This is a genomic window from Tessaracoccus sp. OH4464_COT-324, assembly GCF_003932855.1.
In the GTDB taxonomy this organism is placed as follows: Bacteria; Actinomycetota; Actinomycetes; order Propionibacteriales; family Propionibacteriaceae; genus Arachnia.
In genome coordinates this window covers 369,223-382,570 of sequence record NZ_RQYZ01000001.1, presented here as the reverse complement: position 1 = coordinate 382,570, position 13,348 = coordinate 369,223, and the positions used below count along the sequence as shown (strand labels likewise).

Annotated in this window: 14 protein-coding genes; 5 read left to right on the top strand and 9 right to left on the bottom strand. The window is 62.3% G+C overall.

Translation table 11 applies throughout. From position 1 onward, the window contains the following. Positions 1 to 27 precede the first annotated feature (27 nt). A complete protein-coding gene (locus EII42_RS13805; RefSeq protein WP_125170390.1) occupies positions 28 to 252 on the top strand; it encodes a DUF2188 domain-containing protein in 225 nt (74 codons plus the stop codon). 464 nt (positions 253 to 716) lie between these two features. On the opposite strand, the gene lpdA is transcribed toward EII42_RS13805, so the two are convergent. Beyond that, positions 717 to 2,117, bottom strand: coding sequence for a dihydrolipoyl dehydrogenase (gene lpdA, locus EII42_RS01845; protein WP_125170389.1), 1,401 nt, complete (start codon positions 2,115 to 2,117; stop codon positions 717 to 719). A gap of 86 nt (positions 2,118 to 2,203) precedes the next feature. Between lpdA and EII42_RS01840 the strand changes: the two genes are divergently transcribed. Next, positions 2,204 to 3,745, top strand: a complete 1,542-nt coding sequence (locus EII42_RS01840) for a UDP-N-acetylglucosamine 1-carboxyvinyltransferase (RefSeq protein ID WP_125170388.1) — start codon at positions 2,204 to 2,206, stop codon at positions 3,743 to 3,745. A 754-nt stretch (positions 3,746 to 4,499) separates the two neighbouring features. Here the strand turns inward: EII42_RS01840 and pdxY are convergent. Beyond that, the gene (pdxY, locus tag EII42_RS01835) at positions 4,500 to 5,357 is read right to left on the bottom strand and encodes a pyridoxal kinase PdxY (protein ID WP_125170387.1); all 858 of its coding nucleotides are present in this window, start codon (positions 5,355 to 5,357) and stop codon (positions 4,500 to 4,502) included. A gap of 34 nt (positions 5,358 to 5,391) precedes the next feature. Here pdxY and EII42_RS01830 point away from each other — a divergent pair, with 34 nt between their 5' ends. Together EII42_RS01830 and EII42_RS01825 are read left to right on the top strand one after the other, a co-directional pair. Then, positions 5,392 to 6,162, top strand: coding sequence for a glycerophosphodiester phosphodiesterase (locus EII42_RS01830; RefSeq protein ID WP_125170386.1), 771 nt, complete (start codon positions 5,392 to 5,394; stop codon positions 6,160 to 6,162). Between the two features lie 46 nt (positions 6,163 to 6,208). Beyond that, positions 6,209 to 6,547, top strand: a complete 339-nt coding sequence (locus EII42_RS01825; RefSeq protein WP_125170385.1) for an RNA polymerase-binding protein RbpA — start codon at positions 6,209 to 6,211, stop codon at positions 6,545 to 6,547. Here the strand turns inward: EII42_RS01825 and EII42_RS01820 are convergent. Genes EII42_RS01820 through lnt form a run of 3 tightly spaced genes read right to left on the bottom strand, consistent with a single transcriptional unit; the run spans position 6,544 to position 9,383 of the window. Next, positions 6,544 to 7,077, bottom strand: a complete 534-nt coding sequence (locus tag EII42_RS01820; RefSeq protein WP_125170384.1) for an FxsA family protein — start codon at positions 7,075 to 7,077, stop codon at positions 6,544 to 6,546. The genes EII42_RS01825 and EII42_RS01820 overlap by 4 nt on opposite strands. After that, positions 7,070 to 7,849: a polyprenol monophosphomannose synthase gene (locus EII42_RS01815; RefSeq protein ID WP_125170383.1), complete on the bottom strand. Its 780-nt coding sequence runs from the start codon at positions 7,847 to 7,849 to the stop codon at positions 7,070 to 7,072. Before EII42_RS01815 ends, EII42_RS01820 begins: the two co-directional genes overlap by 8 nt. A 1-nt stretch (position 7,850) precedes the next feature. Continuing rightward, a complete protein-coding gene (gene lnt, locus EII42_RS01810) occupies positions 7,851 to 9,383 on the bottom strand; it encodes an apolipoprotein N-acyltransferase (RefSeq protein ID WP_125170382.1) in 1,533 nt (510 codons plus the stop codon). 35 nt (positions 9,384 to 9,418) lie between these two features. Here lnt and EII42_RS01805 point away from each other — a divergent pair, with 35 nt between their 5' ends. After that, positions 9,419 to 10,303 (top strand): 5'-3' exonuclease H3TH domain-containing protein, encoded by an 885-nt coding sequence (locus EII42_RS01805; protein WP_125170381.1) that lies wholly within the window; start codon positions 9,419 to 9,421, stop codon positions 10,301 to 10,303. Here EII42_RS01805 and metW read toward each other — a convergent pair. Genes metW through EII42_RS01785 form a run of 4 tightly spaced genes read right to left on the bottom strand, consistent with a single transcriptional unit; the run spans position 10,300 to position 13,304 of the window. Beyond that, on the bottom strand, positions 10,300 to 10,887 hold the full coding sequence (gene metW / locus EII42_RS01800) for a methionine biosynthesis protein MetW (protein WP_125170380.1): 588 nt from the start codon (positions 10,885 to 10,887) through the stop codon (positions 10,300 to 10,302). The genes EII42_RS01805 and metW overlap by 4 nt on opposite strands. Further along, entirely contained in the window at positions 10,884 to 11,993 is a 1,110-nt protein-coding gene (locus EII42_RS01795) for a homoserine O-acetyltransferase (protein ID WP_125170379.1), read from the bottom strand. Before EII42_RS01795 ends, metW begins: the two co-directional genes overlap by 4 nt. Continuing rightward, complete coding sequence (locus EII42_RS01790; RefSeq protein WP_233558238.1) at positions 11,986 to 12,819, bottom strand: EI24 domain-containing protein; 834 nt, start codon at positions 12,817 to 12,819, stop codon at positions 11,986 to 11,988. Before EII42_RS01790 ends, EII42_RS01795 begins: the two co-directional genes overlap by 8 nt. Further along, positions 12,819 to 13,304, bottom strand: coding sequence for a YbjN domain-containing protein (locus EII42_RS01785; RefSeq protein WP_125170377.1), 486 nt, complete (start codon positions 13,302 to 13,304; stop codon positions 12,819 to 12,821). Before EII42_RS01785 ends, EII42_RS01790 begins: the two co-directional genes overlap by 1 nt. Positions 13,305 to 13,348 lie beyond the last annotated feature (44 nt).

Below are 13,348 nucleotides of genomic sequence, written 5' to 3'. Positions count from 1 at the left end.
GCAAGTGTGGAGAGGGGGTGAATCAAGGTGGCCAAGGGAGACATTAGGACCTATTACGAGAACAACTCGTGGAAGAACAAGGTTGAGGGCAACCAGCAGGCCTCAAGTACCCATGCCACGAAGGCTGAGGCTTCGGCCGTAGGCCGAGAGATGGCGCGGGAACGTGGTGCAGAGCATTCCATCTGCAGGATGGACGGCACTATCGGAGAGAAGAACTCCTACGGACGGGATGCGAATCCGCCGAAGGGCTGATCCCAGTATGGAGTCTCCGCCGCTTGGAAAGGCGGCGGAGACTCCATGACATGGGGCGACGTTCACGACGACGGTCTCGGCCCGCATGTGGTATCGAATCGGCACGGCCCGGAACGGCAGCGCTCAGGTCTCCGCTGCGGAACTCGGTCGGCAACGTCGGAACGGGAGATGTGGCCTCCAACCCTCGTTGGCGATCGTGGCGGAGGTAACTGCAACGGCCATCTGGTTTTGAGAGTTAGATCAGGGGCTGAAACAGGGGCTGGGAGCCAGGCCAATCTTCTTCAGAAATGACATAATCAAGCTTATCGGCCAAATGGTCGGGCGCAGGACTGGAGGGTTGGGTGCCTCTTGGTCTGATGCATCGTCTGGCGCAAGCGTGCTGATCCCGTAGCGCGGTCGATGTGTCGGGCAACGAAATGGCCCCAGCCGGAGAACCCAGCTGGGGCCGTCCTGAACGTGCAGCGTCAGAAGTTGATCATGTGGCCGGTGATGCCCTCGGCGGCCTCCTTGATGGCCTCGGACAGCGTCGGGTGCGCATGAATGTTGCGGCCGATCTCGTCAGCGGTCAAATCGAACGCCTGTGCGAGGGTCAGTTCGGGCAGCAGCTCGGTGACATCTGGACCGATCATGTGAGCGCCCAGCAGTTCGTTGTAGCGGGCGTCGGCCACGATCTTGACGAACCCGACGCCCTCGCCCAGGCCCCAGGCCTTGCCGTTGGCCGCGAAGGGAAACTTGGAGACCTTGACCTCGTACCCCTTGTCCTTGGCCTGCTGCTCCGAGTAGCCGAAGGACGCGATCTGGGGCTGGCAGTAGGTGGCGCGCGGAATCATGTCGTAGTTGATTGGCTGAGTTTCCGCCCCAGCGATGGTCTCCGCGGCCACCACGCCCTGCGCCTCGGCGGTGTGGGCCAGCATCATCTTGCCGGTGCAGTCGCCGATGGCGTAGATACCCGTTACGTTGGTTCGCATGTAGTCGTCGATTGCGATCGCGCCGCGCTCGGTCAGGGCGACTCCCGTATTCTCCAGCCCATAGCCCTGGGTCCGCGGGGCGAATCCGATGGCGGAGAGGAAGCGATCAGCCTCCAGCACCTGGCTCTCTCCCCCGGCTGCCGGGCTTACCGTGACCCGAACACCGGCTCCGGTGTCCTCGATCGATTCGACCTTCGTCGAGGTCATCAGCTTGATGCCGAGCTTCTTGTAGGCCTTGGCGAGTTCTGTGGAGATCTCGGCGTCCTCGGTTGGCACGATGCGATCCAGGTACTCGACAATTGTCACGTCGGCACCGTACTGGCTCAGCACGTAGGCGAACTCGGTCCCGATGGCTCCGGAGCCACCGATGATGATGGAGCCCGGAACCTTGTCAGAGAGGATCTGTTCCTTGTAGGTGACCACGTTTGCCGAGGTCTGCGTTCCCGGCAGCATTCTGGTCGTGGCGCCAGCCGCGATGATGCAGTTGTCAAAGGTGACGCGTTGCACCTCACCACTCTCGGCGGCAACGTCGATGGTCCTGGCGTCGACGAAGGTGCCCCAGCCGTGGATCTCCTGGATCTTGTTCTTCTTCATCAGGAAGTGGATGCCCTTGGTCATTCGCTCGGACACCGCACGGCTGCGCTTGAACGCCTTCTCGTAGTTCATGCTGACCTGACCCTCGATGCCGTAAAGGTCGGCCTCCTTCGTGAGGATGTGTGCCAACTCCGCGTTGCGCATCAAGGACTTCGTAGGAATGCAGCCGACGTTGAGGCAGACGCCACCCCAGTACTCTTTCTCGATGATCGCGACCTTCTGGCCGAGCTGGGAGGCGCGAATGGCGGCAACGTAGCCGCCCGGGCCCGCGCCTAGGACAACCGTGTCAAAGTGAGAGCTCATGAAAGACACTCTAGCCCCTGAGCGACCTGAGAACATCCTGCTTCGGAGTACCCGAAGTGATCTCATCTATGAGATAAAGTGGCGGAATGAGTGTTACGAGCGAGTCCATCGGGCGTCTGATCCACGACGCGCGGGTAGCGCGGGGCTGGTCGCAGCAGCGGCTGGCAGCAGAGATCGGTACTGCCCAGAGCGCAATCCATCGGATCGAGAACGGCCAACAGAACCTGTCGCTGATCATGATCGAACGACTCGCCACCGCGCTGGAGCAGCCACTGATCCAAGCCGCAACCCGTGGGTCGATGAACTACAAAGTTCAAGGGCCGACGACGCTGACGGGGGCCATCCAGGTGCGCTCCTCCAAGAACGCGGCGGTGGCGCTGCTGTGCGCGTCGCTCCTTAACAAGGGCACCACCACGCTGCGTGGGATCGCGCGCATCGAAGAAGTCGACCGCATCATCGAGGTGCTCACGTCAATCGGTGTGCAACTCACCTGGGCCAATGACGATCGGGACCTGGTGATCCGACGCCCCGAGCAGCTTCTGCCGAAGAACATGGACCAGCGGGCGGCCAAGCGGACTCGCTCCATCCTGATGTTCCTGGGGCCTCTGATGCACGAGTTCTCGGGCTTCGAACTACCATATGCCGGGGGCTGCAACCTCGGCGCCCGCACCGTCCATCCCCATATGGCCGCGCTGAGCAAGCTTGGACTTTCCGTCGTGGCTACCGACGGCGAGTATCACGCGACAGTCGCCAAGGACGGGCTCCCTGAACACCACGTGACCTTGATTGAACGTGGGGACACCGTCACCGAGAACGTCCTCATGTCTGCAGCGCGCACCAAGGGCACCACGGTCATCCGCAACGCCTCCGGCAACTACATGGTCCAGGATCTGTGCTTCTTCCTGCAGGCCTTGGGCGTGGGCATCGAGGGTGTGGGCACCACCACGCTGAAGATCAGCGGCGTCGAGGAGATCGACGTTGATGTCGAGTATCACATCTCCGAAGACCCCATCGAGGCAATGAGCCTGCTCACTGCGGGCATCGTCACCAAGTCCGAAATGACGGTGCAGCGCTGCCCCATCGAGTTCTTGGAGGTCGAGTTGGCAGTGCTCGACGAGATGGGCCAGCGGCTCGAGACGTCCCCGGAGTATCTCAGCAGCAACGGCAAGACGCGGCTGGTGGATATCACGCTGCACCCCTCGGAGCTGCACGCACCGATGGACAAAATTCATCCGATGCCCTTCCCCGGGCTCAACATAGACAATCTGCCCTTCTTCGCCGTGATCTGTGCGGCCGCAGAAGGCCAGTCGCGAATCTACGACTGGGTCTACGATTCGCGGGCCATCCACCTGGAGAAACTGTCTCAGCTCGGCGCGAACATCCAGCTGATGGACGCTCATCGGCTGCTGGTGATTGGGCCGACCGATTGGCGGGCCCGCACCATCGAGACTCCCCCGGCGTTGCGTCCTGCGGTGTGTCTGTTCCTCGCGGCCCTCGCGGCGCGTGGAACAACGAGGCTGAAGGACGTCTACATCATCAACCGCGGCTACGAGGACCTGCCTCAGCGGCTGAATAAGTTGGGTGCCAAGGTGGAGGTCTTCTGGGGAGATGACGAAGAAGAGGACTAGTTGTGATGTCTAGTCGAGTTTGATGTGGCGCGTGCAAGGTGAAGGCCTCCTGTAGTGGAGTTGGAGCTGTACAGAAACCAGCACCACCGTCGAGGAGGCCTCCGTGTCCCGCGCTAGCCATTCGAGTGCCGTTTGACGCCACACGCCTTGCTGAGGTTGGCTCGTCGTGGTCGAGCGAGGCTGGTCAATAGCCAGTACGGTTGAGCCATTATGACGTGTCCTACCTATAAGACTGCGTAGAAGCGGTTGAGGCGTTGGCGTGACCAGGGCATGGCAGGCATGTCTGGCAGGTCATCGCAGCCCTTGCGCCGAGGTCCACGGGCGAGACAGCGCCCACCGCGGTCGTCGTGCTCGATCCTCGCCTGTTCGCTGCTCGCGGGGTCACGGCCGAACGGGTCATGACCGATAGCGGTGGCTGCTGCCGGCCCCCATCTTTATCTTTGGCGTGACATCTGCATTGAGTTGGGTGTCACCCACAAACGTGCCAGGCCGTATCTACCTCAGAAACGAGCGCCTTGCTGGTTGAGCGGGAGTTACAGACAAACCTCTCCAACGGTTCGGCCCGAACGTCAAGAAGGCAGCGGCGAGGAACCGCGTCGCCCGCAGACGGGTGCACGGGGTAAACGCCGCCTCGGCGAGAGGCACGAGGGGGCCTTTCTGGAGGTGGTCGTCGGCAAACCCGCTCAACTCTAAGGTCCCTCCCTCGCCACTCTCGGGTTCGAGGGCTCCAACCAGCTCATCCGGTCAAGTACTCCTAGATTTCCAGCTTGCGTGCCTCGAAGGTGAACCTCGGCTCGACGATGTCCTCCTGAGCGCTGACCAGGCGGAGTTCCCGCGCGCCCTGCGCCGTCGTCGCTTCCAAAATGGAGTAGACCACCGACGCGGTGCGCCCCAGAGCCTCAGCCAGGTTCTTGGCGCGCAGCCAGTGGGTCAGGAAAGTGGCGGTGGTCAAATCTCCGGAACCGGTGAAGGTCCGATCGAGCTTGGGCGTGGAGACGATGAACACCTCGTCTCGGCGGACAGCCAGCATGTGCAACTCGTCAGCAGGAAGATCGTCTGCGGTCGTCGACGTGACCAGCACCACATCAGGACCCGCCGCGCGCAGACTCTGCGCGGCGGACACCACGTCGGCGAGGGTTTTGGTTTGTCGCCCGGTCAGAAACTCGAGCTCGAAGAGGTTGGGCGACATGATGTCGGCCTTCTCGACCACGCGGTCGCGCCAGAACTCCGGGATACCAGGCCGGGCGTAGAAGCCTCGATCGACGTCGCCCATCACCGGGTCGGCGCAGAACACCGCGTTCGGATTGTGGCTCTTGACCTTCTCCCCCGCTTCCAGGATCACCTCGCCCATCTCCGGTGCGCCCAGATAGCCGCACAACAGCGCATCAACCGCAGGCAGCGCATCACGCTCCTCCACTCCCGTGACCACCGCGCGCACGTCGTCCGGCGCGAGCAGCGGACCGCGCCACGATTGGTAGCCCGTGTGGTTGGAGAAATGCACGGTATAGACGGCGATGACGTCGATGCCGGCGCGCTGCATTGGGAAGACAGCGGCCGAGTTGCCAGCGTGGCCGTAAGCGACACTGGACTGGATTGAAAGCACAGTAGACATTGCTCCATCGTTCCACAGGTGCATAATGGTTCGCATGGCGGCCAAGAAGAACGAGTACTTGAAACCACGCTTCGTGCCGCTCGCCCACCGCGGCGGGGCCTTCCTGCCAAGCAACCTGGGCATCGAGAACACGCTGAAGGCGTTCAGCAACGCGGTGAAACTCGGCTTCAACTACTTGGAAACGGACATCCACGCCACCTCCGACGGCCATCTCATCGCGTTCCACGACGTCGATCTCGCCCGGGTGACAGATTTCGTCGGCAAGCCAGGAGCGTTGACGCTCCGCCGGCTTAAGGAGTTGCGTGTGGGCGGGCGAGAGGAAATCCCCACCCTAGACGAACTGTTCGAGGCCTTCCCAGAAGCCAACTTCAATATCGATATCAAGGAGCCGCAATGCACACGACTCCTGGCCGAGTTCATCGACCGACACGCGGCCCACGACCGAGTGTGTGTGGGATCGTTCTCGGGACGGCAGATCCGCCGATTCCGTAGGTTGCAGCCGAGCGTCACCACGTCGGCCTCGGTAGGCGCGGCGGCACTGCTGGCTGCAGGCCTCGTACGCACGCGGGGAGATGTCTACCAGATTCCGCTTAGTCATCGGGTGGGCGGCCTCAACGTCAGGTTGGTCACCGCGAAGCACATCGCTGCCATCCACAGAGCGGGTAAGAAGGTGCACGTGTGGACCATCGATGACGAGTCAACCATGCATCGGCTAATCGACTGGGGAGTGGACGGAATCGTCACAGACCGACCGGATGTGCTGAAAGCGGTCCTACGAGCCCGCGGTATGTGGTCTACTCGATAGGGAACAATCGAACCGTGTCGGTCGTTGATGTTCCTAAGGAGGAAAAATGGCAGACAGCGCATTGCGGGGAGTCGGTCTCGGCTCTAAGACCTTCGAAGACGAGCAGGGCGTCGAGTTCGCGGAGCGGCAACGCTTGGCTTTCGACTGTCCGAAGGGACACCACTTCGAGGTGACCTTCGCTATGGAGGCGGACCTGCCCACCGAGTGGGACTGCAAGAAGTGCGGGCAGACCGCGGTACGCTCCGACGGCGTGACAGGTGAGCCAAAGGAGGTCAAGCCGCAGCGCCGACACTGGGACATGGTGCTGGAACGCAGATCAATGAGCGAGTTGGAGGACAACTTCAAAGAGCGGCTGACGATGAAGCGCGAAGGGCTCGTCGATTAGGAACGCTCTTCTTCCTCCAGCTCCACGATGGTCCCCTCCAGGATGAGGGGGCCATCGGCCTTTTCCGCCGTGCCGTCGTTCGTCACGACTTCGCCCGGAACAACAACCTGGGCCGGGTCTGCTTGCTTCCGCTCCGCCCACGACGACACTCGGCTCAGGACTCGCCGAACCATCGGGCGGGTGAAAGGAAGAACAAACAACAAACCGACGAGGTCGCTCAGGAAACCGGGCACGATGAGCAGGAGCGCCCCTGTCAACAGCATGCCGGCGTCCGACTGTGTCCGCATCGGCTCTCCTGCAGCCACGGCGTCGCGTACCCTCCCCACGGCCTTCCGCCCTGCGCGCACCGCGAGCCCCGCACCGAGCACGAAGCTCGCGCCAACCAACAGGATTGTCTTGACCAGGCCGAACTGCGCGCCCACCCAGATCAACAACGCCAGCTCGGCAACCACCCAGATAATCAGCGGAGCCAGCAGGACGAACAGCACCAGAAGCAGACCACCGGTGCGAGGCGCGGCGGGCTCAGCCACGCTTGAACAGCCCCAGGCCTCGCTTCAACAAGCCCTTCAACTGTGAGAAGCGATGCTCGACCCCCCACAGGGTGGTGCGCAGCAGGGCCTCAACGACGATGTTCTTGCTCATCTTCGAAGTGCCGAATTCCCGTTCGACGAACTCGATCGGCACTTCGACCACCTTGTAGCCGCGCTTCACCGCACGCCAGACGAGATCGATCTGGAAACAGTATCCCGCCGAGGCGACGTCGTTCAGGTCAAGGCCGCGCAAAGTGTCGGCTTTGAACGCGTTGAATCCGCCCGTGGCGTCCTTGACCGGGATTCCTAGCCACAGGCGGGTCCACAACGACCCGCCTCGACTGATGAACTTGCGGCTAGCGGGCCAGTTAACCACCGAACCGCCAGGAACCCAACGCGAGCCCTTCACCATGTCGGCCCCGTCCTCCAAGGCTTTGAGGAGACGGGGCAACTCCTCCGGCTGGTGGGATCCGTCGGCGTCGTGCTGCACCAGCACGTCGTAGCCACGCTCCAGACCCCAATCAAAGCCCGCGAGGTATGCGGCCCCGAGGCCCTGCTTGCCGCTGCGGTGCATCACATGAACATGATCGTCGTTGTCTGCCATACGATCCGCCAGCTGCCCTGTGCCGTCGGGCGAGTTGTCGTCGGCGATCAGCACGTGCGCGTGGGGAACCGCCTTGCGGATGCGCGTCACAATCGACTCGATGTTCTGTGACTCGTTGTACGTGGGAATGACAACTAGAACTCTGCCGACAGCCGAGCCATTGGACATTTCAAACCTCTTTCGACGATGGTCCCACCAGCCTACCCCGCTGGCGCCAAGCTGCAGCCAGAACCCAAACGATTGCCCCAAGAGTGACGAGGCAAGCACCCTGGGAAAGCCAGGGAGCGATGGTTGGCGCCCAGGTCTGGCCCGAGCGCACCGGAACACTGACGATCGCTGCGGCCGCGCGATACTCCTCCTTGACGTCGGTCAACGAGCCATCCGGGTGGGCTAGAGCGCTCACCGAATTCAGCGTGCTGGCTACGACCTCGCGGCCCAACTCAATGGCGCGCAGCCGGTTCAACGCCAGCTGCTGTGGAACCTGAGATGTGCCAGCGTAGGTGTTTTCGTTGGATTGGGAGACCACGATGTCAGCGTTGTTGCGTGCCACGTCATAGACGGTTTCGTCGTAGGCGAGCTCAAAGCATATGATGTCGCCCACCCGTAGCGTTCCCCCATAGGGCAAGGTGGTGCTCAGCACGCCCGGCCCGGCTCCCGGAACGGATTGGCTTCCGGTCTGCCTCAGTACGGGGAAGACGGGTAGCAGGATGTCCCGGAAAGGAATCCATTCGCCGAAGGGCACCAAGTTCCGCTTGTGGTATACGGCGGCCGGCCCCACCTCGGGCTCCCAGAAAATGCCCGTCGTCTGTCGTGAGTTCTCCGGCGTATCCGGACGGGTGACAGCACCCACGAGCAGCGGAGTGCCCGCCAGTTTCGTTGCCAGCTCCACCTGGTGGCCTGCCTTCCGGTCCAGGAGGGGGTCGTAGTCGCTAGCCGACTCCGGCCACAGCACCATGTCCACTATCTTGTTTCTGCTTCTGGCTTCTGCCAGCGCGAAAACCGTGGCGCTGAGTGCGTTGTTGGTCACGGCGCGCGCATAATACGGCCCGCCATACTCGTGGCGGTTCACGTTGGGTTGCACGTTGGCCACTTCAACGGTCCTTCCCGTGGTGGGGAGCTTTTGCGCCGGCAACAACGCGCCTACCAGGAACAAGGCGGCCATCAGAGGGAGACAGATCTGGAAACGGCGGGTGAACAACAACTGACCGACCAGAGCCATCAGGAGGGACGCCCCCGCGGCGCCCAGGAACGGAAGGTATCCGCCCAGTGGCTGATCCAGCGTTGCATGGGCCAATCGGATCCAGGAGAATCCCCCGAAAGGCCACCTGCCGGAAACGTGCTCGATCGCGACCCAGGCGCAAGCCACCCAGGCCTGCCAGCCGGGCAGCTTGATCAGCCTCGAAATGATGAGGCCGGCGAGTCCGTACCAGATGGCCGCGTAACCGATCAAAGCCAGAGCCACCGGCGCTCCCAACACCGATATCCACCATAGAGTCAATCCGTTGAGTGCAAGACCCGCCACGTAGCCATACGCGACGGCAGTACGCTTGGTGCGGCCCTGCAGCAACCAACTGAACAGCCCGATACCGACGATGGTGGCCGGCCACCATCCGATGGGTGCTTGGCCGAGCCCGAGCAGCACCCCCGCCGTCACGAACAGCGGACCGGAGACGTACCAGGGCAATTTCGCGTAACCGATCACTGCGCCATCCTAACCAGCCATGGGATGATTGGGTCGTGAATAAGCTGCTCGCCTGCGATACCCCCTACCTCTGTTTCCGGTCCTATTTCGGGGTTCCGCGCTCGTTCGTAAACTCCGACGGCCACCCGGTGAACGCGGTGCGCGGTGTCTGCGCCACGCTAGCCGCCCTGGTGGAGAAATACTCCCCCGACCGGGTGTTGTGCGCCTGGGACGAAGACTGGCGCCCAGCGTGGCGGGTAGCGCTGGTGCCAAGCTACAAGGCGCATCGAGTGGCTGGTGAGGGCGAGGAGGTGGAAGAGGATTTGGCGCGCCAGCTTCCCTGGATTCGCGAAGCACTGGCCGCAGTGGGTCTGCCCGTCGTCGGGGTAGCTGACTATGAAGCCGACGATGTGCTCGGCTCGGCGGTGAGCTGTCACGACGGAGAATCACTGGTTGCCACCGGAGATCGGGACTTGTTTCAGCTGGTGAATGAGACGACCCGGGTCGTCTACCTGGTCCGTTCGGTCGCCAACCATGATCTCGTGGACCTGGATTGGCTGGCGGAGAAATTCGGGATTCCTGCCGGACGCTACGTCGACTTCGCCGTGCTGCGGGGAGATCCCTCGGACGGGCTTCCCGGAGCCAAGGGCATAGGCGAGCGGACAGCTGCCCGGCTCGTGGCCGACTACCCGAGCTTGTCAGCCATGCTAGCGGCGGCTGCCGACCCGTCATCCGAACTCAAACCTAGCATCAGGCGAAATCTGCTGGCGGCGGCGGATTATCTTGAGCCCGCGCGCAGGGTGGTGGCGACAGCCAACACGCTGCACCTGCCGGACGTTCGGGGCGTTCCCGACGAGGCTACCGTCGAGCGGCTGACGAAGGAATTGTCGCTTGGCAGTACCCTCACCAAACTGGCAGCGGCACTCGGCGTCCGCACTTAGGATCGCTCCAGGAAGTACAGGGCGGAACTGGCCAACAAGTTGGCGGAGCGTCGCGCCCAGTGCCGCTGGCCGTTCTGATCTAGCGCGATGCGTCTGGTAATCCGGAAGCCGACATCAATGAACAGCGGCTCCAGGTCTTTCAGCGAGGTGTAGTGCAGGTTTGGAGTATCAAACCACTCAAAAGGTAGATCCTTCGAGATCGGCATCCTTCCGGCGAGTAGCCTCAGTCGGTTGCGCCACAGCGCGAAATTAGGCATGGAAACGATCGAGCAGCGGGCAATACGCCGGATCTGGCGCAGCACTTCGGCTGGCCGGTGAACCGCCTGAAGGGTGCGGGAAAGCACAACGACATCGTAGGAATCGTCCCCGAACTCATCAAGAGCCAGGTCGATGTCCAACTCGATCACGTTCACGCCTCGTGCTATCGCCTGCAGGACGGGACCGGCTTCGATCTCGACGCCGGTCCCGGTGCAGCCTTTCTGCTGAAGGCCACTCAGCAACTCGCCGTCCCCGCATCCCAGGTCTAGCACTCGTGCCCCCTTGGGGATGAGATCGGCGATCAAGCCGAAGTCGGCTCTTGTCACTTGCTCCTCCGATTCAGAAATGCGCGAATCGTCGCGTGGTAGTCGGGTAGTTCGAGCAAGAAGGAATCGTGTCCCCAAGGAGAAGAAATCTCGCGGAAACACACCGGCACGCGGGCCCCTTCAAGGCGACGGACGATGCGCCGAGAGTCCTTCGTCGAATACCGCCAGTCCGAGTCGAAGCTCATGACGAGGAAATCAACCGGGCGTCGTTTCAGCTCATCCAGCGCGTCGGCGCTAGCGAATGGGTCGAAGTAGTCCATCGCGCGGGACAGGTAGAGGTAACTCAGAGCGTCGAACCGGGAGAGGAAGCGTTGTCCCTGGTACTCCAGGTAGCTCTCCACCGCGAAATCCACGCCGAAGTTCTCTGCCAGTTCTTCGGCTTGTGCCTGTCTGCCGAACTTTTCCCCAAAGGCTTCTTCGGACAGGTAGGTGATGTGCGCCATCATTCGGGCAACGCTCAGCCCCCGATCCGGCGAGGTGCCCAGCGCGTGAAAACGGCCGCCATGGAAGTCTGCATCGCGCATGATCGCGTGCCTGGCCACCGCGGAGAAGGCAATGTTCTGGGCAGTCAACCTGGATGAAGCAGCCACGATAATCGCACGCTCTGCATCGCCCGGGAAACGCAGCGTCCAGTCTAGAACCTGCATTCCTCCGAGTGAACCGCCGACTAACGCGGCCCACCTGCCGATGCCGAGGTGAGCCCCCAGCCGTCGGTGCACGTCAACGAAGTCGCTTATCCGCAGCAGCGGAAAGTCGAGCCCGTAGGCTTCGCCCGTTGTTGGGTTGATGGAGGACGGGCCGGTTGTTCCCTGGCAGCCACCCAGCAGGTTCGAGCAGACGACGAACCAGCGGTCGGTGTCGATCGGTTTTCCGGGGCCGATCAGGTTGTCCCACCATCCCGGCTTGGTTTCTCCCGCTCGGTAGCCAGCCGCGTGCGCGTCACCGGTGAGGGCATGGCAGATATAGATGGCGTTGGAACGGTCCTCGGCGAGCGTCCCATATGTTTCATAGGCGACGTCGACTTCGTCGAGGCGCCCACCGGAGGCCGACAGAAAGGGCTGCTCTGGGGTGTAGAGCCGGGCGGAGAGCGTTGCTATCTCACGCATCGTCCGGGTTCTCCCCCTTGGGGATCGATTCCAGGTCCTTGCCGTCCAGCAGGGTCTCGGAAGTTTCGTCGGCGGTCGGCTGAGTCTCGCCCAGAACCTCCAGGATCAGGTGAGTACCGGTTACCACCGCGCTGGGCATGACGAGAACGCCGAGTACAGGTACCAGGAAGGCCAGATAGACGGGGAAAGCGCACGCCCCAGCGAGGGTTGGACGCTGAGCCAGCAGGAGTCTTCGCTGAGCCAGGCTGAGCCCGCGTGGCTCGCCTGCGAAAGCGGTCAGCTCCAACGCCAACGCCTTGGTTCCTCGAACTGCGGAGAACACCCCTGCAGCAGGAACCCCCACGAGCGGGATCAAGCCGATGAGCAGGGCCAACACCGAGGTCTGTAGCGACGACAGTAGCAGCCGGAAGGTGTCCCTCAAGCTGTCCGCGGTGGAGAGAGCACGCTCGGAATCAGGCAGGGTGCCCAGTTCCTGTTCTGTGGCGCGCCAAATGTGCTGATAGAACGGGCCACCAACGTTTAGCGTCAGTGCGACGAAGCTGAGCAGACAGAAGACTGCCAACGCCAACGCGGCGGAGAAGCCGACCGTTAGTCGCAATGCGTCTCGCCACATCAAGGCCCAGTCGTTCGCAAATGGTGTGACCCATTGGGCGAAGTCATAGGTTCGTGGCAGTGCCCAGGCGAGCAGCACCACGAAGGCTGTCGCTACCAGCAACGCAGGCACCAGCCCGATCAGCATCAGCCGGGGACGACGACGCCAAGCGACGATTCCCCTGCGCAGCAACTCGAAACCGAACCGGAAATCGGTCAGCCGAAGGACCGCCATCACCGGGCACACTCCCCGCCGCAACTGGCGAGGAAGTGTTCATCAAGGTGCTCGAAGAAAGCGCCGCAAGTGGTGATGGCGACGGAGAGGTCGCTTAGCAGCTGCTCCTTCGTGAGCCCGAGGGCCACGTCGCGTACGTAGTCCGCGCCGATGACTACCATGCCTTCGGGGGTACGCACGCACGACGTCCGGGGGAAGAAACGGGTGGCGTTCCACTCGTTGACCACCTCCAACGCGGAGTCGTACTGCTCCCCGCTCAACGTGTGCTGCCAGCGGCCAAGCATCATCAGCGCTTTCACGTCGGACTCGTTGCTGAGAATCCGGACCCAGCAGGGGTTGCCCTCGAAGGCGGCGACGATGTCTCCGTCCTCGTCGATGCCGAAATTGACGTTCATTTCCGTTAGCGCCGCCTGAACGCTCTCGTAGGTCACGGGTTGCAACAGCGGGGTGGAAGAAGTGAAGGATGATTCGTCAAAGACCGACATGGCTTCCCTTTCGAGGGTGGTTTACCGGGCGAGGCTCAAGATTA

What these genes read in the sequence shown, in the direction of transcription:
- lpdA (WP_125170389.1), bottom strand. Translation starts at nt 2,117, where the DNA reads ATGAGCTCTCACTTTGACACGGTTGTCCTAGGCGCGGGCCCGGGCGGC.
- EII42_RS01840 (WP_125170388.1), top strand. Translation starts at nt 2,204, where the DNA reads ATGAGTGTTACGAGCGAGTCCATCGGGCGTCTGATCCACGACGCGCGG.
- pdxY (WP_125170387.1), bottom strand. Translation starts at nt 5,357, where the DNA reads ATGTCTACTGTGCTTTCAATCCAGTCCAGTGTCGCTTACGGCCACGCT.
- EII42_RS01830 (WP_125170386.1), top strand. Translation starts at nt 5,392, where the DNA reads ATGGCGGCCAAGAAGAACGAGTACTTGAAACCACGCTTCGTGCCGCTC.
- EII42_RS01825 (WP_125170385.1), top strand. Translation starts at nt 6,209, where the DNA reads ATGGCAGACAGCGCATTGCGGGGAGTCGGTCTCGGCTCTAAGACCTTC.
- EII42_RS01815 (WP_125170383.1), bottom strand. Translation starts at nt 7,849, where the DNA reads ATGTCCAATGGCTCGGCTGTCGGCAGAGTTCTAGTTGTCATTCCCACG.
- EII42_RS01795 (WP_125170379.1), bottom strand. Translation starts at nt 11,993, where the DNA reads ATGCGTGAGATAGCAACGCTCTCCGCCCGGCTCTACACCCCAGAGCAG.
- EII42_RS01790 (WP_233558238.1), bottom strand. Translation starts at nt 12,819, where the DNA reads ATGGCGGTCCTTCGGCTGACCGATTTCCGGTTCGGTTTCGAGTTGCTG.
- EII42_RS01785 (WP_125170377.1), bottom strand. Translation starts at nt 13,304, where the DNA reads ATGTCGGTCTTTGACGAATCATCCTTCACTTCTTCCACCCCGCTGTTG.